This window comes from Pseudomonas sp. I2, from assembly GCF_040984075.1.
Lineage (GTDB): Bacteria > Pseudomonadota > Gammaproteobacteria > Pseudomonadales > Pseudomonadaceae > Aquipseudomonas > Aquipseudomonas guariconensis_B.
Map to the genome: position 1 here is coordinate 152,821 of NZ_JBCGFQ010000004.1, position 24,888 is coordinate 177,708.

Annotated in this window: 14 protein-coding genes and 1 pseudogene; 12 read left to right on the plus strand and 3 right to left on the minus strand. The window is 60.5% G+C overall.

All coding sequences use genetic code 11. The features are described from left to right. Positions 1-7 precede the first annotated feature (7 nt). From WCE05_RS03765 to WCE05_RS03805, 9 genes are all read left to right on the plus strand, one after another. Positions 8-862: a glycosyltransferase family 2 protein gene (locus WCE05_RS03765; RefSeq protein ID WP_368815461.1), complete on the plus strand. Its 855-nt coding sequence runs from the start codon at positions 8-10 to the stop codon at positions 860-862. Positions 863-933: 71 nt separating this feature from the next. Further along, complete coding sequence (locus tag WCE05_RS03770; RefSeq protein WP_368815462.1) at positions 934-3,072, plus strand: bi-domain-containing oxidoreductase; 2,139 nt, start codon at positions 934-936, stop codon at positions 3,070-3,072. Further along, positions 3,069-4,898, plus strand: a complete 1,830-nt coding sequence (locus WCE05_RS03775; RefSeq protein ID WP_368815463.1) for a heparinase II/III-family protein — start codon at positions 3,069-3,071, stop codon at positions 4,896-4,898. The genes WCE05_RS03770 and WCE05_RS03775 overlap by 4 nt, the downstream gene beginning before the upstream one ends. Positions 4,899-4,900: 2 nt before the next feature. After that, complete coding sequence (locus WCE05_RS03780) at positions 4,901-6,115, plus strand: glycosyltransferase family 4 protein (RefSeq protein WP_368815464.1); 1,215 nt, start codon at positions 4,901-4,903, stop codon at positions 6,113-6,115. Then, on the plus strand, positions 6,115-6,711 hold the full coding sequence (locus WCE05_RS03785; protein WP_368815465.1) for a sugar transferase: 597 nt from the start codon (positions 6,115-6,117) through the stop codon (positions 6,709-6,711). The genes WCE05_RS03780 and WCE05_RS03785 overlap by 1 nt, the downstream gene beginning before the upstream one ends. Then, positions 6,708-7,337 carry an acetyltransferase gene (locus tag WCE05_RS03790; RefSeq protein ID WP_368815466.1) on the plus strand — a complete coding sequence of 210 codons (630 nt, stop codon included), beginning with the start codon at positions 6,708-6,710 and terminating at the stop codon, positions 7,335-7,337. Before WCE05_RS03785 ends, WCE05_RS03790 begins: the two co-directional genes overlap by 4 nt. Before the next feature lie 39 nt (positions 7,338-7,376). Further along, positions 7,377-8,552, plus strand: a complete 1,176-nt coding sequence (locus WCE05_RS03795; RefSeq protein ID WP_368815467.1) for a DegT/DnrJ/EryC1/StrS family aminotransferase — start codon at positions 7,377-7,379, stop codon at positions 8,550-8,552. A 141-nt stretch (positions 8,553-8,693) separates the two neighbouring features. Continuing rightward, the gene (locus WCE05_RS03800) at positions 8,694-10,691 is read left to right on the plus strand and encodes a polysaccharide biosynthesis protein (RefSeq protein WP_368815468.1); all 1,998 of its coding nucleotides are present in this window, start codon (positions 8,694-8,696) and stop codon (positions 10,689-10,691) included. Positions 10,692-11,446: 755 nt separating this feature from the next. Beyond that, the gene (locus WCE05_RS03805) at positions 11,447-11,782 is read left to right on the plus strand and encodes a ComEA family DNA-binding protein (RefSeq protein ID WP_368815469.1); all 336 of its coding nucleotides are present in this window, start codon (positions 11,447-11,449) and stop codon (positions 11,780-11,782) included. Between the two features lie 157 nt (positions 11,783-11,939). Here the strand turns inward: WCE05_RS03805 and WCE05_RS03810 are convergent, their stop codons facing one another. Beyond that, a complete protein-coding gene (locus WCE05_RS03810) occupies positions 11,940-12,107 on the minus strand; it encodes a DUF2897 family protein (protein ID WP_368815470.1) in 168 nt (55 codons plus the stop codon). A 180-nt stretch (positions 12,108-12,287) separates the two neighbouring features. Here WCE05_RS03810 and pyrF point away from each other — a divergent pair, with 180 nt between their 5' ends. The 3 genes from pyrF (at position 12,288) to WCE05_RS03825 (ending at position 22,134) form a co-directional block, all read left to right on the plus strand. Continuing rightward, the gene (gene pyrF / locus WCE05_RS03815) at positions 12,288-12,989 is read left to right on the plus strand and encodes an orotidine-5'-phosphate decarboxylase (protein WP_225788203.1); all 702 of its coding nucleotides are present in this window, start codon (positions 12,288-12,290) and stop codon (positions 12,987-12,989) included. A 275-nt stretch (positions 12,990-13,264) separates the two neighbouring features. Further along, a complete protein-coding gene (locus WCE05_RS03820; protein ID WP_368815471.1) occupies positions 13,265-20,776 on the plus strand; it encodes an SDR family NAD(P)-dependent oxidoreductase in 7,512 nt (2,503 codons plus the stop codon). Between the two features lie 8 nt (positions 20,777-20,784). Beyond that, positions 20,785-22,134: an aminotransferase class I/II-fold pyridoxal phosphate-dependent enzyme gene (locus WCE05_RS03825; RefSeq protein WP_225788201.1), complete on the plus strand. Its 1,350-nt coding sequence runs from the start codon at positions 20,785-20,787 to the stop codon at positions 22,132-22,134. Between the two features lie 19 nt (positions 22,135-22,153). Here WCE05_RS03825 and WCE05_RS03830 read toward each other — a convergent pair. Together WCE05_RS03830 and WCE05_RS03835 are read right to left on the minus strand one after the other, a co-directional pair. After that, positions 22,154-23,585: pseudogene (locus WCE05_RS03830) on the minus strand (nucleobase:cation symporter-2 family protein); the annotation flags it as partial. Between the two features lie 270 nt (positions 23,586-23,855). Beyond that, positions 23,856-24,857 (minus strand): hypothetical protein, encoded by a 1,002-nt coding sequence (locus WCE05_RS03835; RefSeq protein WP_225788200.1) that lies wholly within the window; start codon positions 24,855-24,857, stop codon positions 23,856-23,858. Between the last annotated feature and the right edge of the window lie 31 nt (positions 24,858-24,888).

Below are 24,888 nucleotides of genomic sequence, written 5' to 3' on the forward strand. Positions count from 1 at the left end.
GAAAAAGATGAAAATCTGTATCGTGCCCGTTTGCTACAATGCCTATGACGACACTTTACGCTTCCTTGAGTCAGTGGAGAAAGCGTTTCTGGTGTGCCCGGGTCTTGAGTTGGATGTGATACTGGCAGACAATTCGACGATTGTTTCGCCTGAGATGATGTCCGAGCAGCAGTTTTCGTTCACCTACCGCTATCTGAAGAATGATAATGTAGGCTACTTCCCAGCTTTCAATCGTGCGCTTTCCAGCTTGACCCAACCCATGACTGCCTTCGACTATGTCATGGTGTGTAATGTTGATCTGGTCGTGGCTGATGACTTTTTCGTCACACTGGCGGCACATATGCCATCTTCGTGTACAGGCCTGATTGCGCCGGGGATTTATTCCGATAAAGATGGACGTGATTTGAACCCCAAAATCATGCACCGGCCCTCATTAGAGAAATTTAAATTCATGCGGACCGTCTGTTCAAGTGCAGTACTGTTCAAATGGTACTCTGGTTTGGCGCGCATGCGTGAAAAAGTGCGCTCACGATCGCAAAAGCGTCGGACAACACCAGCGCAGGCCCAGAAGTCCTCGGTCACCCAGAAAATGTATGGCGCTCATGGATCCTTCATGATTTTCACGAAAAATTTCTTCCAGCAAAAGGCGAGTGTCGACTACCCAAGATTTTTGTTTGGTGAAGAAGTCTTCGTGGCTGAGCAATTGCGCATGCATAAATTGGAAATCGAGCATGTTCCAAACGTGCGTATATTCGATAAAGAACATGCGTCGACGTCGCAAGTTAATTTCAAATTTATCTGCGGTGAGCATAAGAAGTCGTATGAATATCTTATCTCGAACTTCTTCACGGGTAAGGACTAGCCATTGCTGAGTCGCCTAAGTTCTTGGCGTCTATCGTTTGAATTAAACCGATTTTTGCATTTGAGGTTGCTATGAAGCAGATTCTTCAAGATATGGCCAAAGGCGGCACCAGCGTTACGCTAGCGCCTGCGCCTCAGGTTTCGCGGGAACATGTGATCATCAACAGCAGTGTGTCGCTGATTTCGGCGGGAACGGAGCGAATGCTGGTCGGTTTCGGCAAAGCCTCCTACCTTGAGAAGGCGCGCCAGCAGCCCGAAAAAGTTCGTATGGTGCTGGAAAAGGTCAAGACCGATGGCCTTATGACAACTATTGAGGCGGTGCGGTCCAAGCTGTCGCAACCTCTTCCGCTGGGTTACTGCAATGTCGGCGTGGTCGCTGAAGTCGGCGCAGGCGTCGAAGGGTTGAAGGTCGGTGACCGGGTTGTGTCCAATGGCCCGCATGCCGACGTGGTCAAGGTGCCGAAAAATCTTTGCGCGCGTATCCCGGATACCGTGGATGACGAGTCCGCTGCGTTCGTGGTTGTCGCCAGCATTGGTCTTCAAGGCATCCGTCTAGCCCAACCGAGTTTGGGCGAAGCCTTCGTGGTAACGGGGGTCGGCTTGATCGGCTTGCTGACTGTCCAGTTATTGCGCGCGCAGGGTTGTCGTGTGCTTGCGATCGACTTCGATGACAGCAAACTCGAGATTGCTCGTCAATATGGCGCAGAGGTATGTAACCCAGGCAAGGGAGAAGATCCGATCGCTGCCGGCATGGCTTTTAGCCGTGGGCAAGGGGTTGATGGCGTCATCATCACCGCGTCGACAAAATCCTCCGACCCGGTGACGCAGGCGGCTCGTATGTGCCGTAAGCGTGGGCGTATCGTCTTGGTGGGAGTTACAGGCCTTGAACTCAACCGTGCCGATTTCTACGAGAAGGAGCTGAGCTTCCAGGTGTCCTGCTCTTACGGGCCTGGCCGCTATGATCCAAACTACGAAGAAAAGGGCCAGGATTATCCGCTCGGGTTTGTACGCTGGACCCAGCAGAGAAACTTCGAAGCCGTGCTCGACATGTTGGCGAGTGGGCAGTTGAACGTCAAAGCGCTGGTGACTCATCGTTTTGCATTCGAGGATGCTGCAGATGCCTATGCAGCGTTGACCGAAGACAAATCTGGCCTTGGCATGCTGCTGCAATACACATCCGCTGTTGCAGAGCGGGCAATCCGCCAGGTTCCTCTATCGGCTCCGGTCGCCTTGAACCCGCAGAAACCTGTGGTGGGCTTTATTGGTGCGGGTAACTACGCTTCGCGGGTTTTGATCCCGGCTTTCAAGGCAGCCGGTGCGCAGTTCCATACCATCGTCACTTCCGGCGGCATCAATAGTGTCGTCCATGGTGAAAAGGCAGGTTTTGTTCAAGCCTCCACCGACCTGCAGGCCATGCTGCAAGACCCAGCCATTAACACAGTTGCTATCGTGACTCGCCATGATAGCCATGCGCGGTTTGTATCCCAGGCACTGCAGGCGGGCAAGCATGTTTTCGTAGAAAAACCTCTGGCCATCACACTACCGGAATTGGAGGAGGTCAAAGCCGCTTACGACGGTGCCCATCAAGGGGGGCAGGGCCCACAGCTGATGGTTGGCTTCAACCGCCGCTTTGCCCCGCAAGTGCAGAAGATGAAGAGTTTGCTTGCCCCGGTTAGGGAGCCGAAAGCGTTGATCATGACCATGAACGCGGGCTCCATCCCCAGCGACCACTGGACCCAGGATATCGCGGTCGGCGGCGGGCGGATCATCGGCGAGGCCTGTCACTTCATCGACCTGATGCGCTTCCTGGTAGGCAGCCCGATTGTGTCCATCCAGGCCCGAAGAATGGGCGATTCGCCAGCAGTGGCTGTATCCGAAGACAAGGCTTCGATCATTCTAGGCTTTGAAGATGGCTCGTTCGGTACCATCCACTACCTGGCAAACGGCGCGGCGAGCTTCCCCAAGGAGAGGATCGAAGTGTTCGCAGCCGGGCGTCTGTTGCAACTGGACAACTTCCGCAAGCTCAAGGGTTATGGCTGGCCAGGTTTCAAGAAGCTTAACCTCTGGAAGCAGAACAAGGGCCAGTCCGAATGCGCTGCAGCGTTCCTCGCAGCGATAGACCAGGGCAAGGCGGCGCCTATTCCAAGTGAGGAAATCTTCGAAGTGGCTCGCGTCAGTATCGAAGTTGCGCAGTTGCTGCGTGCACAATGAGCCTGTTCATCGTGAAGGCTAGGACTGCGTTGGCACTCGGTCCCGGCAACTTGTACCGGGCATTGGGCTACCGGTTGGGCGTGAAGACCGGGTTCAACCCTGTGCGGCGGCTGAGCGCGCAGAGCCCTTCGGGGCCGTTTTTCGCCCAGCCTTCGCGCCAGATACAAGAGTTGCCGGACGCCGGGCAATGGACCAGCGAGGTTCGTTATTTCGGTTTTTGGCCCGTCGCTGTGGGAGAGACTCCGCCGGATTGGCACCTGAATCCTTTGACGGGCGTGCGTGTACCTGACCCTGAAAGGGAGTGGTGGCGCATCGCGGACTTCGATGGGGCCGTGGGTGACATCAAATGCATCTGGGAGGCCTCTCGTTTCGATTGGGCCTTGGCTTTTGCTCAGCGCGCTTGTAATGGCGACGATGCGGCCATCGCACGGTTGAACCAATGGTTGACGCACTGGTGCCAGCAAAACGCGCCTTACCGTGGTCCGAACTGGAAATGCGGTCAGGAGGCTTCCATCCGCCTGCTGCACCTGGCCATGAGCGCGGTCATACTTGATCAGTATCATCAACCGATGCCGGATTTGGTGGCGCTGGTTAACCTGCACCTCAAGCGTATCGAGCCGACCATCAGTTACGCGATGGCCCAGGACAACAACCACGGCACGTCAGAGGCCGCCGCGCTGTACATTGGTGGTAGCTGGTTGATGAGAAATGGCCACCCTGAGGGGGAGCGCTACTACCGGGCGGGGCGACGCTGGTTGGAGAACCGGGCTTGTCGGCTGATCGAGCGTGATGGCAGTTTCAGTCAATATTCGGTCAATTATCACCGGGTGATGCTGGATACCTTCTCGATGGTCGAGGTCTGGCGGCGCAAGTTAGATTTGCCGGCGCTTTCCCAGAGCTTCCAGGCCAAGGCTCGCGCGGCGGCGAGCTGGTTGTACACTTTTGTCGACGAGTCGACGGGTGATGCTCCAAACATCGGGGCAAACGATGGCGCTCGCCTGCTGCCTCTGACCGATACCGACTACCGTGACTTCCGTCCTTCGGTACAGTTGGCCATGGCATTGTTCCTCTGTCAGCGCGCCTACCGGGAGATTGGCGCTTGGGATTTACCGCTGCAATGGCTGGGCTTGCCGGCTCCGGTGGCGGTTGCCGAACGTCTAGGCAGCCAGCAGTTCGACCAGGGTGGGTATGTCGTGTTGCGTGAGGGGAGCAGTAAAGCGGTGCTGCGCTATCCGCGTTTCCGTTTCCGCCCGGGGCAGGCCGATGCCTTGCACCTGGACCTATGGCACGATGGGCACAACCTGTTGCGCGATGCTGGTAGCTTCAGCTACAACGTTGACGCCGAGTGGTTGAACTATTTCCCAGGCACTGCCAGCCACAACACTGTCGAGTTCGATGAGCGGGACCAGATGCCACGGCTCAGTCGCTTCTTGTTCGGTGATTGGCTACGCACCCGCAACCTTGAACCGCTGGCCCGTGGCGACGGAGTCGTCACCTGCGCTGCGGGTTATCGGGATGGCAAGGGCGCCACCCATAATCGCCATGTCACCCTCGGCGCCAGTTCCCTGCATGTACGCGATGAGATCGCTGGTTTCACTGGCAAGGCAATCCTGCGCTGGCGTCTGCGCCCAGGGGACTGGGTGCTGGACGGCAACGGGGTGAGTAATGGCACACAGCGGCTATCGGTTGCGGCCAATGTCGCTATCGTACGTTGCGAGCTGGTGGAGGGGTGGGAGTCCCGTTACTACCTTGAGAAAACGCGTTTACCAGTGCTTGAAGTCGAAGTGGCGGCAGCTGGGGTCTTGATTACGGAGTATCACTGGTAACTATGAGAGTTCTCTATTTCCATCAGCATTTTTCGACCCCCAAAGGCGCCACGGGTATCCGCTCGTACGAAATGGCGCGGCGCCTGATCAGCCAGGGCCACCAAGTGACCATGGTCTGCGGCAGCTATGGCGGCGGCAACACCGGATTGACCGGGCCGTTTCTGTCCGGGAAGCGCGAAGGCAAAGTTGAGGATATCGATGTCATCGAGTTCGACTTGGCCTACTCCAACAGCGACGGTTTCCTCAAGCGAGCGGTGAGCTTTATAAAGTTCGCGCTACGCAGCATAGGCGTGGCGTTGACTGCCAAGTATGACCTGGTTTTCGCCACGACCACCCCGCTTACCGCAGGTATTCCAGGGATTTTCGCACGTTGGCTGCGCAATAAGCCTTTTGTCTTCGAGGTGCGCGACCTGTGGCCCGAACTGCCCAAGGCCATGGGGGTGATCACCAACCCAGCAGTGCTTTGGGGCATGTCGATGCTGGAGTGGGCCAGCTATCGCTCTGCCCACCGGCTAATCGGCCTGTCCCCCGGCATCGTCGAAGGTATCGTTTCTCGCGGTGTCGCACCGTCGAAGGTGGCGATGATTCCCAACGGTTGCGACTTGGACATTTTTGATGCTCCAGCCCAGCCGTGGCGTCCGGAGGGGGTGGGCCACAGCCAGCTCATGGCGGTTTTCGCCGGCACCCATGGCATCGCCAACAAACTCGATGCGGTGCTCGATGCCGCAGCACGTTTGAAGGCCCGCGGGCGCGATGATATTCGCCTGGTGCTGATTGGCCAGGGAAAGCTCAAACCGGCACTGGTAAGCCGTGCCCAGGCCGAAGGGCTGGACAATGTCATATTCCATGACCCAGTGAACAAAGAGCGCCTGGCCGGGCTCATGGCTTCCGCCGACCTGGGGCTGCAGGTACTGGCCAACATACCGGCCTTCTATTTTGGCACCTCGCCGAACAAGTTCTTTGATTACATTGCCTCGGGCCTACCGGTGCTCAACAATTACCCAGGATGGCTCGCCGAGATGATCGTCAGAGAGGACTGCGGATTTGCCGTAGCTCCGGAGGACCCTGATGCCTTCGCTGATGCGTTGGAACAGGCTGCCTCCGATCGGACTGAACTCAAGGCTAAGGGTGAACGAGGGCGTCAACTGGCGGCACGCAGTTTTGATCGAAAATTGCTGGCTGGTCAGTTTGTCCAGTGGTTGGAGGGTGTGAAGTAATGTTAAAGCGTCTTTTCGACCTGACAGCCGCTACGGCCGCCTTGCTGTTGCTGTCGCCGGTCATTGCCCTGGTGGCCTGGCAGGTGCGTAGGAAGCTGGGCGCGCCGGTACTGTTTCGTCAGCAGCGTCCGGGGCGTGGTGGCAAACCCTTCGAGATGGTCAAGTTCCGCACCATGCGCGATGCTGTGGATGTTCATGGCAACGTGTTGCCGGACGCTCAGCGCATGACACCCTTCGGCAGTTTCCTGCGTGCATCCAGCCTCGATGAACTGCCAGAGCTATGGAACGTGCTCAAGGGCGAAATGAGCCTGGTCGGGCCACGTCCGTTGCTGATGGAATACCTGCCGCTGTATTCGCCTGAACAGTATCGTCGTCATGAAGTGCGCCCTGGCGTGACTGGATGGGCGCAGATCAACGGCAGGAATGCATTGAGCTGGGAAGACAAGTTCAAGCTCGACGTCTGGTACGTGGAGAACCGCAGCTTCTGGCTGGATCTGAAGATTCTCTTCCTCACGGTGAAGAAAGTCGTGAAGAAAGACGGTATCAGCGGTGCTGGCGAAGCGACCATGAGCAAGTTCACTGGTAATCGTCCATGAACCGTTTGGCTATTCTCGGTGCGAGTGGGCATGGCAAGGTGCTCGCTGATATCGCTGAGTTGTGCGGGTGGCGGGAGGTCGTGTTCTACGACGATGCCTGGCCGGCACGGCAACTGAACGGCCATTGGCCTATCCTCGGTGACAGCGCCGCACTGCTTGGGCAGCTATCGAGTGTCGACGGCGTGATCGTTGGCATTGGCAATAACAAGATGCGCCAGGACAAGCAGCAACAGCTGACCGCAGCCGGGGCACCAGTCGTTTCACTGGTTCATCCGCAGGCAGTCATCAGCCGCCATAGTGTGATCGGCGTGGGAAGCGTGGTGATGGCAGGCGTAGTGGTCAACATCGACTCGCGTATCGGTCTCGGGGCCATCCTGAATACAGGGTGTACTGTCGATCATGATAATCTGCTTGGCGATTTCGTTCACGTGAGCCCTGGTGCGCACTTGGCAGGTGGCGTGACCGTTGGTGACCTCAGTTGGGTTGGCATAAATGCCTGCATTCGCCAGATGATTCATGTTGGATCACGCGTGGTGATCGGTGCTGGTGCCGTTGTAGTCAAACCTGTAGCCGACGGCACCACTGCCGTGGGCGTTCCCGCACGTTCCCGTACCAGCGCGGGCTGAGCATATTGCCGGCGCTGACCGAATAATGGACTTATAGCTATGCTGAATACCGCTTTTGCTCCTTGGCCGTCCTTCACTGAAGAAGAAGCCGATGCTGTTCGTGCCGTGATTCTTTCCAACAAGGTCAACTACTGGACCGGCCAAGAGTGCCGGGAATTCGAGCGGGAATTCGCCAAGTGGGCGCAGTGCGAGCACGCCGTCGCCGTCGCCAATGGCACGGTTGCGCTCGACGTGGCACTCAAGGCGCTGGGCATCGGGGCTGGCGATGAGGTCATTGTCACCTCCCGTACCTTCCTGGCCTCGGTTTCCTCAATAGTCAATGCAGGTGCCGTACCGGTGTTCGCCGATGTCGATGGCGACTCTCAGAACATTAGCGCCGAAACTATTCGTGCCGTGCTGAGCAAGCGAACCCGTGCGGTGGTTTGCGTGCATCTGGCCGGCTGGCCGTGCGACATGGACCCTATCATGGCGCTTGCTGCGGAGCATGACCTTAAAGTCATCGAAGATTGCGCCCAGGCCCATGGCGCGCTGTACAAAGGCCGATCGGTTGGTTCCATCGGTCACGTAGGCGCTTGGTCCTTCTGTCAGGACAAGATCATGACTACGGGTGGTGAGGGCGGTATGGTCACTACCAACGATAAAGCACTGTGGTCGGCCATGTGGTCTTACAAGGACCACGGCAAGAGTTGGGAGGCGGTCTATGAGCGTCAGCATCCGCCGGGTTTCCGTTGGTTGCACGAGAGTTTCGGTACCAATTGGCGGATGTTGGAGGTGCAAGGTAGCATCGGTCGAATCCAGCTGAAACGGATGCCTCAATGGCACGAATCGCGGCTGGCCAATGCTCGCCGTATTTGGAATTGCGCTAAGGTTTTACCGGGACTCCGTGTTCCAGAAATCCCCCATGACATCGTGCATGCTTCTTATAAATGCTACGTCTTCGTACAGCCCGAGTTCCTTGCAGCAGGATGGACCCGGGACCGGATTCTTAACGAAATCAATGCGTCTGGTGTTCCTTGTTTTTCAGGCTCTTGTTCGGAGGTTTATCTTGAAAAAGCCTTCGACGGTACTGGTTGGCGCCCTGAGAAGTGCTTGCCAATGGCACGGCAGCTTGGAGAAACAAGCCTGATGTTTTTGATTCACCCAACGTTGACCGACGCCGAAATTGCCAAGACATGCGATGTGCTGAGCAAGGTCATGCATAGCGCCGTTGGGTGAAATGCTTGGCAGAGACCAGCGTATAATTGGACGTTTACTGCCTAGGTTCGACTTTTTGGGGTCGCTCCACTTGGGCAGGGTGCATGTTTGAAATGTAATAGGAAGGGATCTGGTTTGGTTCGGAGTAAGGAGAGTAAGCGGATGGCGGACAGGTTGCGTACGGGGATGCTTTCGTTACCCCGACGCTACAAGCGCGCGCTCCAAGTCTTGACAGACGTATTCCTGGTCTGGTTCGCACTGTGGCTTGCGTTTTTGGTCCGTCTTGGCATAGATGATATCTATTATCCGTTGCAAATTCATTACTGGTTGTTTTTGGCAGCCCCGGCCATAGCCATACCTATTTTTATTCGATTCGGTATGTACCGTGCGGTGATGCGGTATTTCGGCAATGATGCACTGATTGCGATCGCCAAAGCTGTTTCCTTGTCATCATTGATACTGTCATTGGTTGTTTATTGGCACAGTAATCATACTGCGACAGTTCCCCGTTCCATCGTATTCAACTATTGGTGGTTGAGCTTGGTGTTGATTGGGGGGCTACGCCTGACGATGCGTCAGTACTTTCTCGGGGACTGGTTCGCCGCCAGGCAGCATGTACCCTTTACCAATCGAGATAACGGTTTACCGAAGGTGGCGATTTATGGCGCTGGCGCGGCCGGTAACCAGTTGGTAGCGGCATTGCGGATCGGGCGCGCGATGCGGCCGGTTGCGTTTATTGACGATGACGAGAGCGTAGCGGATCGAGTGATATCTGGGCTTCAGGTGTTCCACGGTCGAGATATTCAGAAAATGATCGACATTACGGGCGCTGAAGAAATCCTGCTGGCCATCCCTTCCGCAAGCCGGGCTCGCCGCCGCGAAATATTAGGGAATCTTGAACATTTCCCGCTGCATGTGCGTAGCGTTCCTGGATTCATGGATTTGGCAAGTGGGCGTGTAAAGGTCGATGATATTCAAGAAGTGGATATCGCTGACTTGCTGGGGCGCGATGCGGTTCCTGCTCAACGCGATCTGCTCGCTCGTTGTGTTACTGGTCAGGTTGTTCTGGTGACGGGCGCTGGTGGTTCGATTGGTGCTGAGCTTTGTCGGCAAATACTGGTGCTTGAACCCAAGGCCCTCCTCCTGTTTGAACATAGTGAATTCAATCTGTACAAGATTCACGCTGAATTGGAACAGCGTATCAAACGTGAGTCCCTGCCCGTAATGTTGGTGCCCTTCCTGGGATCAATTCGCAACCAAAATCATCTGATTAATATTATGACGATGTGGTGCGTGAATACTGTCTATCACGCTGCAGCCTACAAGCATGTGCCCATGGTGGAACATAATATTGCTGAAGGTGTCCTTAATAATGTTATTGGGACATTGAACACGGCCCAGGCAGCACTGCAGGCGAACGTTGATAACTTTGTACTGATTTCAACTGACAAGGCGGTTCGCCCAACTAACGTAATGGGAAGTACCAAGCGATTGGCTGAGCTGGTTTTACAGGCCCTAAGCAAAGAAGTTGCGCCAGTGCTTTTTGGTGACTCCAGCAATATTGCCCGAGTTAACAAGACTCGCTTCACCATGGTCCGTTTCGGAAATGTGCTCGGATCCTCCGGGTCAGTCATTCCACTGTTTCATAAGCAGATTAAAGCAGGTGGGCCGCTGACCGTGACTCACCCTAAGATAACCAGATATTTCATGACAATCCCTGAGGCCGCGCAGCTTGTTATTCAGGCAGGCTCCATGGGGCAGGGGGGGGATGTGTTTGTGTTAGATATGGGTGAGCCCGTAAAGATCGCTGCGTTAGCAGAAAAAATGATTCATTTGTCGGGCCTGAGTGTCAGGTCTGAAAGTAACCCACATGGTGATATTACCATTGAGTTTACTGGTTTGCGTCCAGGCGAAAAATTGTACGAAGAGTTGTTGATTGGCGATAATGTGCTACCGACGCAACACCCAATGATCATGTCCGCAAATGAAGATTTCCTGCCTTGGGAAAAACTGACTGATCGTTTGTCGTCGCTGCTAAAAGCGGTAGAAAATGAAGACTTTACCCGTGTTCGCCAACTACTTAGAGAACTGGTGAGCGGTTACGCACCTGAAAATGAGATTGTAGATTGGGTCTACCAGCAGCGGCTTAAGGATATCTAGCCTTTTGCGCGGTGGCGAACTTAGAATAACTTCTGAGCCGAATAAAATAAGGGCTGTGCTATACCCTCTCCACTCTTATGAAACGCTGCTGTCGTGGAACTGCACGCGGGTGATGCCGTCGTAAGCTAGCGCTCCATTCCGTAGTAGGTGGAGTTTATGGATCGCTTACCATGCAGGTTACGATGCCGCCGAATTCCCAGGTGGTGCTGGAGGTCGAGATCGGTACGGCGGACGCTTCCCAGTATCGAGTGGCGGGAGCGGGCGGTCCTCTGCCGGTCAAGGCGATTACGGACCTCACCGGCAAGTTCTTGCGGATCGGACCTGTAGGGGCCGGCACGACCAAGGTGGAGCGCATGCGGTCCTGGTTTCGGGGAGCCGTGGAAATGCGTGCCTGCTCCCCCTCTCCATCATGGCGCTAGGTAGAGCCCGATAGCTGTTGTATCAGGGGTAAGAATCTCTGGTGCACTTTGTTCGAAGGCGTTGTGAGAGTTCAGGCTTCGCCGTGTGTGAATCAGCTACGGGGCAATAGGAATATGTCTAAAGGCATTTGGCTATCTGCCGTAATGCTTGAAGTTGCGCGCTGGCAATCTGAAACGCATTGGTAATGGGTGGGCTAAGTTCGCTCTGAGCTTGTCCTATTCGGTAACGATTCTGGGCGCTGGTTTTCTTTTTCGTGAGCGGGAGACCCGCTAGGGTTGATTGTGCAGCCGAAGGAAAACGGCTGCTGGAAAAACGACCAACCCAAGGAGTTCACCATGCGTAACAACGTTCTGTCGTACCTGCTGCTGCCGCTGTTCGCCAGCCTGTCCTTTTCCGTTGGCGCCGCTCCGACCGGCGCCACTGCGATGCCCGAACCGGTGCCCGTAGTCAACCAGCAGCAGGCCCAGCAGCCGCAGCGGCTGGACCTGAACAAGGCTGATGCGTTGACTCTGCAGAAGGAACTGAACGGCATAGGGAAGGCCAAGGCCGAGGCCATCGTGGCCTACCGCGAGGCGAATGGGCCGTTTGCTTCGGTGGATGAGTTGCTGGAGATCAAGGGCATTGGCAATGCGTTGCTGGAGCGTAACCGGGACAAGGTCGTGGTGGAGTAAGCGAGGGGAGGGTGAGCCTGGTGTGGTGGGGTTGCCCTCTGGATCCGGGGGCTGCTTCGCAGCCCATCGCGACACAAGACCGCTCCTACAGGGCCGCGTTCATTTTTGAACGGCGGGTTTTGTGGGAGCTGGCGTTCAAACCCTTTGCATGAGCCTTTTAGCGGTCTTGCGTATCCTTGGCATCCGCTTCGGCATTGCGTTCATGCACCTTGCGCAGTTGTTCTTCGGTCAGTGGCAATTTTTTGGCCGTGTCGCGCAGCAGCAGCAGCCCGCCGACAATCGAACCGAGGGCTATGATGAGTATCAGCCAAGCATACCAGGGCATTGGTGTCTCCTTTGCTGCTGATGGGCAGCGCTTGTACGAATTTTGAGCAATCATCCGTTCCATTGGTTCAATTATAGGAGCCAGGTCGTGCCGGGCCAATTCCGTGACTTGCGGCCCCCAAAGCCCCCGCCACATCGTTTACAATGCGCGCCGTTTTCGACTTGCCAAGAGACCCTGCCCATGTCCGCCTGCCAGACGCCCTTGATCGTCGCCCTGGATTTCCCCACCCGTGAGGCCGCTCTGAAGCTGGCTGACCAGCTCGACCCGGCCCTGTGCCGGGTAAAGGTCGGCAAGGAACTGTTCACCAGCAGCGCCTCGGGGATCGTCGAGACCCTGTGCGAGAAGGGCTTCGAGGTATTCCTCGACCTCAAGTTCCACGACATCCCCAACACCACGGCGATGGCGGTGAAGGCCGCGGCCGAGATGGGGGTATGGATGGTCAACGTGCACTGCTCCGGCGGCCTGCGCATGATGGCGGCGTGCCGTGAGGAACTGGCCAAGCGCAGCGGGCCGCAGCCGTTGCTGATCGGGGTGACCGTGCTGACCAGCATGGAGCGGGAAGACCTGGCGGGCATCGGCCTGGATATCGAGCCGCAGGAGCAGGTGCTGCGCCTGGCGGCGCTGGCCGAAAAAGCCGGGATGGACGGCCTGGTCTGCTCGGCGCTGGAGGCGCCGGCGCTCAAGGCGGCGCATCCGGCGCTGCAACTGGTGACGCCGGGCATTCGCCCCAGCGGCAGTGCCCAGGATGACCAGCGACGGATCCTCACGCCACGCCAGGCACTGGATGCCGGTTCCGACTACCTGGTGATCGGCCGTCCGATCAGCCAGGCCAGCGACCCGGCCCAGGCGCTGGCGGCGGTGGTGGCTGAAATCCGCGGTTGATCCTTACCCAGGATCGGCGCCTTGCCAATGCCGGAGTGGGGGCTGCATGGGCTTTTCCCTTTGCCCCCAGATCGCTATTATCGCGTCTATACATCAGCAATTTCTCACGCCACGCGTTCAGGCCTGGTCTTGCTTTTTTCCTGTACACAGCAAGGCACTCCCCGGAGTCGAACCGCTCTGGGGCGTTGAGCCGCTTTGCCGAAAATGTGTTGGCCAGACATACCGGCTGTCCGCAGGATGGGGCGGTGCTCGGAAGCGTTTTAAAGGAATAGGTTTTGATTAAGCGTAAACAGGTAGCAATTGTCGGTTGTTCTTTCCGTTTTCCGGGCTCCACCTCCAGCACTTTCTGGCAAAACCTGATGAATGGACGCGACCTGGTGACCCAGGTCGATCCTTCGCGTTGGGACCACGCACAGTTCCTGCACCCAGACAAGGCTCACCCTGCCACGAGCTACACCTTCGCCGCTGGTACCCTGGGGGATATCAGCGCGTTCGATGCAGGCTTCTTCAATATCTCGCCGCGCGAGGCGGCGATGATGGACCCGCAGCAGCGCATGCTCCTGGAGATGTGTTGGGAAACCTTCGAGAACGCCGGGGTCAAGCCGTCCAGCCTGCGGGGCAGCAATTGCGGTGTGTACCTGGGCATCGCGGGGGTTGAGCAGGCCTATCGGCTGGTCGAGGACTTGGCATCGATCGACGGTGCCTCCGCCACTGGCAACACCATGAGCATTGCCGCCAACCGCCTGTCCTTCTTCTATGACTTGCGTGGCCCGAGCATGGCCATCGACACGGCCTGTTCGTCGTCCCTGGTAGCTTTCCACCAAGCCTGCCAGGCCATCCTCAACGGTGATATCGACCAGGCCGTGACGGGTGGAATCAGCCTGCACATGCACCCGTTCGGCTTCATGATCTTCGCCAAGGCCACCATGCTGTCGCGCGGCGGCCGCTGCCAGTCGTTCGATGAACGGGGCGATGGTTATGCGCGTGCCGAAGGCGGTGGCCTGTTCCTGCTCAAGGACTACGACCAGGCCGTGGCCGATGGCAACCCCATCCTCGCCGTGGTAGCGGCGACCGCGGTCAATACCGATGGCCGCAAGTCCAGTCTGACCCTGCCGAATTCGCAAGCCCAGGCCGCGTTGCTCGAGAGCGCTTATGCCCGGGCGGGCATCGACCCGGCGCAGCTCGACTACTTCGAAGCCCACGGCACCGGAACGGCTGTTGGCGACCCGGTGGAAACCCGTGCCATTGGCGAGACGCTCGGCCAGGCGCGTGGCGATGGCAACCCGCTGCCGATCGGCTCGGTCAAGAGCAACCTCGGCCACCTCGAGGCGGCCTCCGGTGTCGCCGGCCTGGTCAAGGCCCTGTACAGCCTGCATGCGCGTGTCGTGCCGCCCACCATCGGCATCCAGGCGCTCAACCCGAACATCGACTTTGCCGGGCTCAACCTGCAAGTGGTCAGCGAGCCCCTGGCGCTCAAGGCGCAGGGGCAACTGACCGTTGGTGTCAACTCCTTCGGCTTCGGCGGGGCCAATGCCCACGTCATCCTGCAGAGCGCCGAGCCGCAAGCGCCATCGTCTTCTGCGCCGCAGGCGCGGCCGCTGCCATTGCTGCTCAGTGCCAAGACGGCCGAGGGGCTGCGTGCCAACGCCGAGCGTTTTGCCGACTACCTGGCCGGCCACGACGATGCCTGCTACTACGACGTGGCCTACCAGGCCATGTTCCGTCGCGACGCCTTGCCCCATCGTTTGCTGCTGGTCGAGGCCGATCCGGCCAAGGCTGCCCAGGCGCTGGCCGACTACGCCCAGGATCCGAGCCTCAGCGAGCTGAGCTCGGTGCTCGAGGCCGGTGTTGGTCTGGAGCAGGCCAACGGCCCGGTCTTCGTCTACTCCGGCAACGGCTCGCAGTGGCAAGGCATGGGGCGGGCGATGCTCGACGAGCCGGTGTTCGCCGAGGCGCTGGCGGACGTCGATGCGATCTTCGAGCCGCTGGCAGGTTATTCGCTGCGCGCCGAGTTGCGCGGCGAGCATGGTGACGACCGCTACGCGCTCACCGAGATCGCCCAGCCGGCACTGTTCGCCTTGCAGGTCGCGGTAACCCGTGTGTTGGCCGCACAAGGCGTGCAGCCGGTAGCCGTGGTCGGCCATAGCGTCGGCGAAGTGGCCGCCGCCTGGGCCTGTGGTGCCCTGACCCTGGAAGACGCGACCCAGGTGATCTACCACCGCAGCCGCCTGCAAGGCCTGACCCGTGGTTGCGGCCAGATGAGCGCTGTCGGCCTGAGCGGCGAAGCCACCGCAGCGCTGCTCGTCGAACTGGAGTTGGCCGAGCGCCTGGTCGTGGCCGGTGAGAACAGCGCCCGTGGCGCGACCGTCGCCGGTGATGTCGAGGCCCTGGCGGAGCTCGAGCAGGCCCTTGCCGAACGGCAGGTTTTCGTCCGCCGTCTGGGCCTGGACTACGCGTTCCACTCGCCAGCGATGAATGTCATCGAGCAGCAGGTCATCGCCGACCTGGCGCACATCCGCCCACGCAGCGCCAGACTGCCGTTCTACTCCACGGTGACTGGCGGCCAGCTCGATGGCCTGCGCCTGGACAGCCAGTACTGGTGGCAGAACATCCGCTTCCCGGTGTTGTTCCAGGGCGCGATGGACAACCTGGTGGAGCAGGGCCTGAATGTCTTCGTCGAAGTCGGCCCGCATCCTATCCTGCGCGGCTATGTGGTCGACGCCCTGGCCCAGCGCGAACAGCCGGGGCAGGTGATCGCCACGCTGCTGCGCAACGACCATAGTCCGGTGCTGTTGCAGCGTAGCCTGGCCAAGTTGCTGATCGCCGGCATCGAGCCGCACTGGCAGGTGCATTTCCCGGTCGCGGGCAATCCCGTGCAACTGCCCAACTACGCCTGGCAGCATGACCACTTCCAACTGCCGGTGAGCGCTGAGTCGTTCGGCGTGCTGCAGCGCGCAAGCCTGCATCCGCTGTTGGGCTATCCGCTGGCCGACCATGCCCTGACCTGGGAGAGCCAGCTCGACATCCAGCGTTTCCCCACCCTGGCCGACCACAAGGTCGGTGAATCGGTGCTGTTCCCGGGGGCCGGCTTCACCGAGCTGGCCCTGGCCGTGGCCTTGGTGCAACAGCCGGGTGAGTACGTCGATATCGAGGAGCTGGAGATCCATAACCCGCTGCTGCTCGCCAGCGAGGGCAGCAAGAAGGTCCGTGTCACCCTCGAGGAGGCCGATGGCACCCTGCGCATCGCCTCGCGTACCCTGGCCCAGCGTGAAGAGTGGGTACAGCATGTGGTCGCGCGCCTGCCGGGCGAAGCCCGTGGCGTCCTGCTCGACGCGCGCGCCCCGGCCTTGCCCCAGCGCCCGGCCGACTACAGTAGCGAACGGCACCTGGCCCTGACCCGTGCGGTCGGCCTCAACTACGGCCCGGCCTACCAGGCCGTGGCGGCGGCCTGGGTGGAGCCGGCGCGCATCCTCGCGCAACTCGAGGCGCCGGCGGTCATCGAGGCCGAGTTGGCCAGCCTGCATGTGCATCCGGCGCTGCTCGACGGCGCCTTCCAGTTGATCACCGAACTGCTGGTCGACCAGCCCGGCAGCAACCGGGGGCTGGCGTTCATTCCGGTGCGCTTTGGCCGCATCGCCTATGCCGTGGGCAAGGGCGTGCCGTGCCTGGCCGAGGTTCGCCAGCTCAAGCGCACCGCGCATTCCCTGCTGGTGGATTTCACCCTCTTCGACGCTGCCGGGGAGGCCGTGCTGGCGATCAAGGAGGCGCGCTTCCGTGGCGTGCGCCTGCAGCGCGACCGCTCCAACGACGTCAAGCGCCTGGCCCATGTCGGCATTGCCGCGCCTGACCAGGTGGTACCGCTGCAACGCCATGCCCAGGCTGCCACGCCGTTGCTGGCGCAATTGCAGGGCCTGGCCGACGACCCGCTGCAGGCGCGCTACCTCGATGAGGTCGAGCCCTTGCTCGATGCCCTTTGCTCGAGCTTCGTCCAGGACCTCGTCGAACACTGCGGCGGCAGCCTGGGCGCCGAGCAGTTGGCGCATTGGTCGCAGGTCGAAGGCGTGCCGGGCGACTACCTGGCGACCTTGCTGCGCCATGGCGAGCAGGACGGCAGCCTGTCGTGCGCTGCCGATGGCAGCTGGCAGCTGGCCGACCCGGCACCGCGCCCCGCGTCCGAGGCCATCTGGCGCGAGCTGTTCCACAGCTACCCGGAATGCTTCCAGATCATTCATTCGGTGGGGCGTATCGGCCGCCACTTGAAAGCCCTGCTCGACGGCTGCCAGGCGATCGACCAGCTGCAACCGCGAGAAACCAGTGCCGCCAGCCTGGCCCGCATGGTCCTCGGCGCCGCTGGCCAGCAGCGCCTGCTGAGCGGTGTGCGCGAAACCCTGGCCCAGCGCCTGGCCGCATTGCCCGCAGGGCAACGCCTGCGCGTGCTGGAGTTTGGCTTCGGCGCGGCGTCGTTCGCCGAGCTGCTGTACCCAGGCATCGACTTCGACCGGGTCGACTATTGCTACTGCGTTCAGGCCCCGGAGCTGGAGCAGCGCCTGCGCGACGAATGCCCGGCCCTGCAGGTCCTCGCCCTCGAGCAATTGGCCGACGCTGGCGCATTCGATTGGGTGCTGGTGCCGACCGACCTGGCGCCGTTGGCCACCCTCGGCGAGGCCCTGCGCCTGGCCGCCCACCAACTCAACCCGCATGGCCAACTGGCCTTGCTCGCCCATTACCCCGCCCGCTGGGCCGAGTTCGTCTTCGGCGCCCAGGCCGATTGGTGGCTGGCCGGTCCGCAGCAGGCCCTGTCGCGTCAGCAGGCGCCGGCGTTCTGGAGCCACGAGCTGCAACGCCACGGCCTTGACCCGGCGCAACTTGTCGAAGCGCTGCCGGGCAACGCCTGCGGCAGTTACCTGCTGCTAGCCGAAAAGCCGGCCACTCCTTTGGCCAGCCGAGCACCGGTCGCACAGCAGCGCTGGGCATTGCTGGCCGAATCCGGGCAGGAGGCTACCGAGCTTCTGGCCAGCCTCCTGCGTGAGCAGGGCCAGCAGGTCAGCCTGCTGCAGCCGGGCGATGCCCAGGCGCTGGTGACGCAGTTGCGGGCCCTCGAACAGCCTCCCGAGCACCTGGTGCACCTGGCGGGCTTCGACAGCGACGCAGGCCTGGAGGGCCAGGCCGCACGCTGCATGCAGGCTGGGGCATTGGTGCAAGCCTGCGAAGCCCTCGGCGTTGCCCCGCAATGCTGGCTGCTGACCCGTGGCGCGGCCATGCACTGGCATGCGGGCGCTGAGGCCGAGAGCCTGGCGTCCATCGCCGATGCCGCGCTCTGGGGCTTTGGCCGTACCCTGGCCAATGAATCGGGCAACTGCCGCGTGCGCCTGCTCGACCTGGCGCACGGCGCGCCCGTGGAGCGCCTGGTGCCGGCCCTGCTGCACGCCGACGCCGAGACCGAACTGGCGCTCGACGCCGAGGGCCGGCGTTACGTACCCCGCCTGCGCGTGCTGCGCGAACAGGCCCAGGCCGACGACGGCCAGTGGGTGTGCCTGGGCTTCGACCTGCCTGGCCAACTGCGCAACCTGCGCTGGGAAGTACGTCCACCGCGTCAGCCGGCGGCGGACGAGCTGGACATCGCCGTGCGCGCCACGGGTCTGAACTTCCGCGATGTGATGTTCGCCCTTGGCCTGCTGTCCGACGAGGCCATCGAGAATGGCTTCTCCGGCCCGACCCTGGGCTTCGAGTTCGCCGGTGTGGTGCAGGGCAGGGGGGCCCAGGTGCCGGGCGACTTCGCCCCAGGCGACCGGGTTGTAGGCTTCGGCCCCTGCAGTTTCGCCACGCGCCTGGTGACCAACGCCAACGCCGTGGCGCGTATTCCGCAGGGTATGTCGTTCGAGGCCGCAGCGACCATCCCCAGCACCTTCTTCACCGTCTATTACGCCCTTCACCACTTGGCGCGCCTGGAGCCTGGCGAGAAGGTGCTGATCCACGGGGCCGCCGGCGGCGTGGGCATCGCCGCGATCCAGGTCGCCCGCTGGTGTGGCGCCGAGATCTACGCCACCGCCGGCAGCGACGAGAAGCGCGACTTCCTGCGCCTGCTCGGGGTCGACAAGGTGTACGACTCCCGTTCGCTGGCCTACGCCGACCAGATCCTCGCCGACACCGACGGGCGGGGCGTGGACGTGGTGCTCAACTCCCTGGCGGGCGAGGCGATCAACCGCAACCTGCGCGTGCTCAAGCCGTTCGGCCGCTTCCTGGAACTGGGCAAGCGCGACTTCTACCAGAACACGCGCATCGGCCTGCGACCGTTCCGCAACAACATCAGCTACTTCGGCATCGATGCCGACCAGTTGATGAGCGAGCGCCCGGCACTCACCCGGCGGTTGTTCGCCGACATGATGGCGCTGTTCGAGCAAGGCATCCTGCACCCGTTGCCGTTCCGCGAGTTCGATGCCAACCAGGTCGTCGAGGCCTTCCGCTACATGCAGCAGGCCCGGCAGATCGGCAAGATCGTGGTGACCTACGGCAACCCGATCGAGCAGCGGGTCGATACCCGCGAGCGCCCAGCCGCAGCCTTGCGCCTGTCTGGCGAGGCGACCTACCTGGTCACCGGCGGGCTGGGCGGTTTCGGCCTGCGCACGGCCCAGTGGCTGATCGACAAGGGCGCTCGCCACCTCGTACTGCTGGGGCGTCGTGGGCCGGCCAGCGTCGAGGCGCAACCGAGCCTGGCGCTGTGGCAGGCCCAGGGCCTCGACGTGCAGGCCGTGGCCTGCGACATCACCGATGCCGGGCAACTGCGCACGGTATTCGAGCGCATCGCCGCCAGCGCCTACCCACTGCGCGGCCTGGTGCATGCCGCGACGGTCATCGACGACAGCCTGATCCGCAACCTGGATGACGAGCAGTTGCGCCGGGTGCTGCAACCCAAGGCCCAGGGTGCCCAGCACTTGCACGAGCTGACCCGTGGGCTGGCGCTGGACTTCTTCGTGATGTTCTCCTCGGCTACCACCCTGTTCGGCAACCCCGGGCAGGCCAACTACGTGGCCGCCAACCATTGGCTCGAAGCCCTGGCGCGCCATCGCCGCAGCCAGGGGCTGGCGGCCACCGCCGTGCTGTGGGGGGCCATCGACGACGTTGGCTTCCTGGCGCGCAACACGCAGATCAAGGATGCCCTGCAAAGCCGGATGGGTGGCGCCGCGTTGCGTGCCGAGGTCGCCTTGGCGCAGCTCGAGCGCATGCTGCTCGAGGGCGACGATGGCATCGGCGTGCTGGAGCTGGACTGGAAGGCCCTGTCGCGCTTCCTGCCCAGTGCTGCCACGCCGCGTTTCGTTGAACTGGCCCGTACCCATGGTGGCGACCAGGAAGACGACAACGACGGTGAGGACATCCAGCGCATGCTCGCCGAGCTGGATGACGCCGAACTGCTGGAGCGTTTCGCCGAGATGCTCAAGTACGAAGTCTGCGAGATCCTGCGCTTGCCCGCGGCGCGCCTGGACACCCAGCGCCCGCTGCAGGAGCTGGGCCTGGACTCGTTGATGAGCGTGGAACTGGTGGTGGCCCTGGAGGAGCGTTTCGGTATCCGCCTGCCGGTGATGGAGCTGAGCGACAGTTCCAGCATCGACAAGCTCAGCGTGCGCCTGCTGGAGCTGCTGCGTGGCGACGCCAGCGAGGAGGCTGCGCCGGCCAACCTGGCCGAGAACCTGCTGTCGCGCCACGGTAGCGAGCTTACCCGCGAGCAGATGGCCGAGCTCAATGCCGGACTGGCCGATGCCAGTGCGGCGCCCAATCGATTGATCGAGTAACAGACTTCATGAGCGCAACGACGCCGACCGGCCTGGCGGTCGACACCAAGCAACGCCTGATCCAGCAAGCACTGGCGCGCCGTCGCAGCGAGGGCCGGGATGCCGCCGGTGCGACCCTGGAGCAGGCGCAGCAGGCGAGCCTGAAGGTGCCCGAGGCGTTCTACCGCTTCGACCAGCACCCTGGCTACCAGCAGTTGCGGGTGATCCAGCAGAGTGCGCGACAGCTTGGCCTGGCCAACCCGTTCTTCCGCCTGCACCAGGGCACTGCCGGGGCGCAGACCTGTATCGGCGATCGGCAGTACCTCAATTTCGCCAGTTACAACTACCTGGGGTACTCCGGCCATCCCGAGGTGGTTGAAGCGGCCAAGGCCGCCATCGATCGCTATGGCACCTCGGTTTCGGCCAGCCGCCCGGTGTCTGGCGACCGGCCGCTGCACCGCGAGCTCGAAAGGGAACTGGCCAACCTGTACCAGGTCGACGATGCGGTGGTGATGGTCAGCGGCCATGCCACCAACGTCACCACCATCGGCTACCTGTTCGGCCCGCGTGACCTGGTGCTGCACGACGAGCTGATCCACAACAGCGTGCTGCAGGGTATCCAGTTGTCTGGTGCCCGCCGCTTGAGCTTCGCCCATAACGACTGGCAGGCGCTGGAGCGCCTGCTCGCCGAGCAGCGTCAGCATTTCGAGCGTGTGCTGGTGGTGGTCGAAGGCATCTACAGCATGGACGGCGACTACCCCGACCTGCCGCGTTTCGTCGAGCTCAAGCGCAGGCACAAGGTCTTCCTGATGGTCGATGAAGCCCACTCCTTGGGCGTGATGGGCGCCACTGGCAAGGGGATCCGCGAGCATTTCGGCCTGTCGGGTGATGACGTGGACATCTGGATGGGGACGCTCAGCAAGACCCTGGCCAGTTGCGGTGGCTACATCGCTGGCAGCACGGCGCTGATCGAGCACCTGAAGTTCCTGGCCCCGGGGTTTCTCTACAGTGTCGGCATGCCGCCCGCCGTCACCGCATCGGCCCTGGCCGCGTTGCGCTTGCTGGCCAGCGGCCGCGAGCGCGTGGCTACGTTGCAAGCCAGGGGCGAGCTGTTCCTGCGCCTGGCGCGCGAGGTCGGGCTGGACACCGCGACCAGCACGGGCCTGGCGGTGATCCCGGTGATCACCGGCAGCTCGTTCAAGGCCGGGCGGTTGTCCAGTGCATTGTTCGACCGGGGAATCAATGCCCAGCCGATCCTGTATCCGGCAGTGCCGGAGCAAGCGGCGCGGGTGCGGTTCTTCGTCTCGTGCGAGCATACTGAGGAGCAGATCCGCCAGACCGTGGCGATCGTTGCCGAGGAGATGGCAAAGCTGGGGTGAGAAGGGCCCGCCAGTGCCGCCCCAGGGCGCTATACAACTTGCCGCCCTGGAAGTAATCGCCCTCACGCAGTGCGGCAATGTCCCGCACACGCAGGGTACGCTCGGACGCAGCGACGATGACGGATTGGTCGTCCGTGCGGGACTTGAGCCAATGGTTGAACGCCAGGTTCATCAAGATGGCCAGGATTGCCGCCGAACTGATCCCCGAATGGAAGATGGTCGCAAACCAGTCCGGGAATGGCTCATAGAAGTTCGGTGCGGCGATCGGAATCATGCCGAAGCCCAAGGACGCGCAGACAATGAGCAGGTTCAAGTTGTTGCGGTAGTCGACCTTCGACAGGGTACGGATGCCACTGGCAGCGACAGTGCCGAACAGGACAAGACCTGCGCCACCGAGCACCGGCGGGGGAATGGCCGCAATAACACGTCCCATGATCGGCAGTAGCCCCGGCACCACCAGGAATACCTCGCCAGTGGCCACGACGAAGCGGCTCTTGATGCCTGTTACGGCAACGAGCCCTACATTCTGGGCAAAGGCGCTCTGGGTGAAGGAGCCGAACACTGGCGCGATCAGGCTCGACAGCATATCGGCACGTAGGCCGTTGCCCAGGACCTTGGTGTCCACCGGGGTATTGATGATTTCACCGACCGCGAGAATATCGGCAGAGGTTTCCACCAGGATGACCATGACGACGATGCACATCGATAGAACAGCGGCGACTTCGAAAACCGGCATACCGAACTAAAACGGCGAGGGTAGGTAGTGCCAGGAGCGGGCCGTCGACGGCTGTGGTGAAGTCGGCCATGCCCACGGCGGTCGCGATGAGGGTGCCGATGACCATCGCCAGCAAGATCGACAGCCGCGAAATCGCAGCTATCCCCAGCTTGCTCAGAATGAGGACGATGAGGAAGGTGACGGCTGCCAGGGCGATATTGGCCATGCTGCCGAAATCGCTTGCATGGCTGTTGCCGCCCATGATCCAGCGGGCCGCGACCGGAAGCAGGGAAAGGCCGATAGAGGTGATGACGATGCCGGTGACCAGCGGCGGGAAGAAGCGGATGATCTGGGAGAATATCGGTGTGATCAACAGGCCAAAGAGCGAAGCTGCCATGACGGCCCCGAGCACTGCCGGCATACCTCCTGATCCGCTGGTCAGAATAGCGCCCATGGTGGCCACGCCGGCGAAGGAAACGCCTTGAACCAGGGGCAATCTACAGCCGAAAAACGGGAGGCCTATCGTTTGCAGCAAGGTAGCCAAGCCACCGGTGAACAAGGTTGCAGCAATGAGCAGGCCTATTTCGCTGGGTGTCAGTCCGGCAATCTGACCCAGAATGAGTGGGGTGGCGACCATGCCGCCGTACATGGTCAGTACATGTTGCAGCCCGTAAACCACATTGGGGCCTATGCCAAGTCTTTCATCTTCAGGTCGTTGCGCTGCAGGCGTAGTCATGGAGTTCGAACCTCGTATTATTATGAAAATAGCCGATCATCCAGAAACATATGTATAGCGACCTTGTCAGGCTTATAAGGCGTGAGCTCCTTTTTATGTGAGTGTGGCGCGTGGGATAACGTTATTTTGCCAGTCAAGGTATTGCGACTGGCCCCGAGCAAACATAAGATGGCTCGAAGCCATGTCGCTGCAGACGGTATTCAACGTTTACAAGTGGGCCTCAGTAAACGATGGCAGAGCGTATCGGCTCTCCTCGCCTCATGAGGTAAATCACATCGAGCGCAAGTCAGTCGGATTTTTTTCAGCCTTTATTTCCTCCCATGTCGCGCGGAACCACTCTGCAATTGCCACGTTTTGCTCAAACAAAGAGTATTTAACGCCGCCGCCATAGTCAGGCATGTCGATCATGTCTGTCGTGATGTATCGCAGTGGGCTGTCGGGGGTGTCGCGATGATGACGCAATACTCTGCGCACAACATCCTTGCAGGGTTCGACCCGATACGCTCGCCATGGCAAATGCCACTCGCCCGGTGCTGGTCGGAAAAATGGATACTGGCACGCCCGACCGTAGGTCCCACCGTCCTTGAGCTGCCAAATGTTCTTTGGTCCTTGCGGCGAGACCGGACGAATCTGCAACCAGTGTGTCATGTTCATGCCGATCCATTCGTCGATGACATTGCCTGGTTCATACGGGTCGATCACCAGCTGGCCCGACTCGATGTCACCGCGAATGCCGCTGACATCCTGCTCTTCGAGACAATCGACTTTCAGCAGTACATGGCTATGATCGAGCACGAAGTTGAAAGGGACTCCGCGCGCGCTCACCTGTTTGGCCACCCGGCTAATGCGGCGGAAGTCTTCGGTCCACATATAGATATGAACTTCAAAGCCGATGGTGATGCCGATTGTTTCGCCGGCCTCGTGGGCGTGCAGGTAAAAGTCGACGATTTCATTGTCTGTCAGGGTGTGGCCTTGCGCATGCTTGGTGTAAAGCATGATGTTGTGAAATTCAGCGCCGGCTTCTTTGCACAATTTCAAGTTCTTGACCAGTAGCGCTTCATCACGACCTGCAGTATATGACCAGAGGCCTGTGCGAATAGGAATGCCGTATTTGTTGGAGGCACGCAGGTATTCAGATTCTTCGCCGGGCTGCGGCATGCGATCGAAGTGGTCGAAGACACCTGACTCCTTGATCATTCGAAACTGCTCGTCCACCGAAACGGGCTCAAGGTGTTGTACACCGCGACCATTGCAGCCTACAGAAAATTCCATGCTGTTCTCTCTTGTATTTGTTTTTAATAAA

Excerpts from the sequence above, each read along its gene's own strand:
- WCE05_RS03800 (WP_368815468.1), top strand. The coding sequence starts at position 8,694 with ATGGCGGACAGGTTGCGTACGGGGATGCTTTCGTTACCCCGACGCTAC.
- WCE05_RS03790 (WP_368815466.1), top strand. The coding sequence starts at position 6,708 with ATGAACCGTTTGGCTATTCTCGGTGCGAGTGGGCATGGCAAGGTGCTC.
- WCE05_RS03785 (WP_368815465.1), top strand. The coding sequence starts at position 6,115 with ATGTTAAAGCGTCTTTTCGACCTGACAGCCGCTACGGCCGCCTTGCTG.
- WCE05_RS03805 (WP_368815469.1), top strand. The coding sequence starts at position 11,447 with ATGCGTAACAACGTTCTGTCGTACCTGCTGCTGCCGCTGTTCGCCAGC.
- WCE05_RS03770 (WP_368815462.1), top strand. The coding sequence starts at position 934 with ATGAAGCAGATTCTTCAAGATATGGCCAAAGGCGGCACCAGCGTTACG.
- WCE05_RS03765 (WP_368815461.1), top strand. The coding sequence starts at position 8 with ATGAAAATCTGTATCGTGCCCGTTTGCTACAATGCCTATGACGACACT.
- WCE05_RS03795 (WP_368815467.1), top strand. The coding sequence starts at position 7,377 with ATGCTGAATACCGCTTTTGCTCCTTGGCCGTCCTTCACTGAAGAAGAA.
- WCE05_RS03810 (WP_368815470.1), bottom strand. The coding sequence starts at position 12,107 with ATGCCCTGGTATGCTTGGCTGATACTCATCATAGCCCTCGGTTCGATT.
- WCE05_RS03835 (WP_225788200.1), bottom strand. The coding sequence starts at position 24,857 with ATGGAATTTTCTGTAGGCTGCAATGGTCGCGGTGTACAACACCTTGAG.
- WCE05_RS03780 (WP_368815464.1), top strand. The coding sequence starts at position 4,901 with ATGAGAGTTCTCTATTTCCATCAGCATTTTTCGACCCCCAAAGGCGCC.
- WCE05_RS03825 (WP_225788201.1), top strand. The coding sequence starts at position 20,785 with ATGAGCGCAACGACGCCGACCGGCCTGGCGGTCGACACCAAGCAACGC.
- pyrF (WP_225788203.1), top strand. The coding sequence starts at position 12,288 with ATGTCCGCCTGCCAGACGCCCTTGATCGTCGCCCTGGATTTCCCCACC.
- WCE05_RS03775 (WP_368815463.1), top strand. The coding sequence starts at position 3,069 with ATGAGCCTGTTCATCGTGAAGGCTAGGACTGCGTTGGCACTCGGTCCC.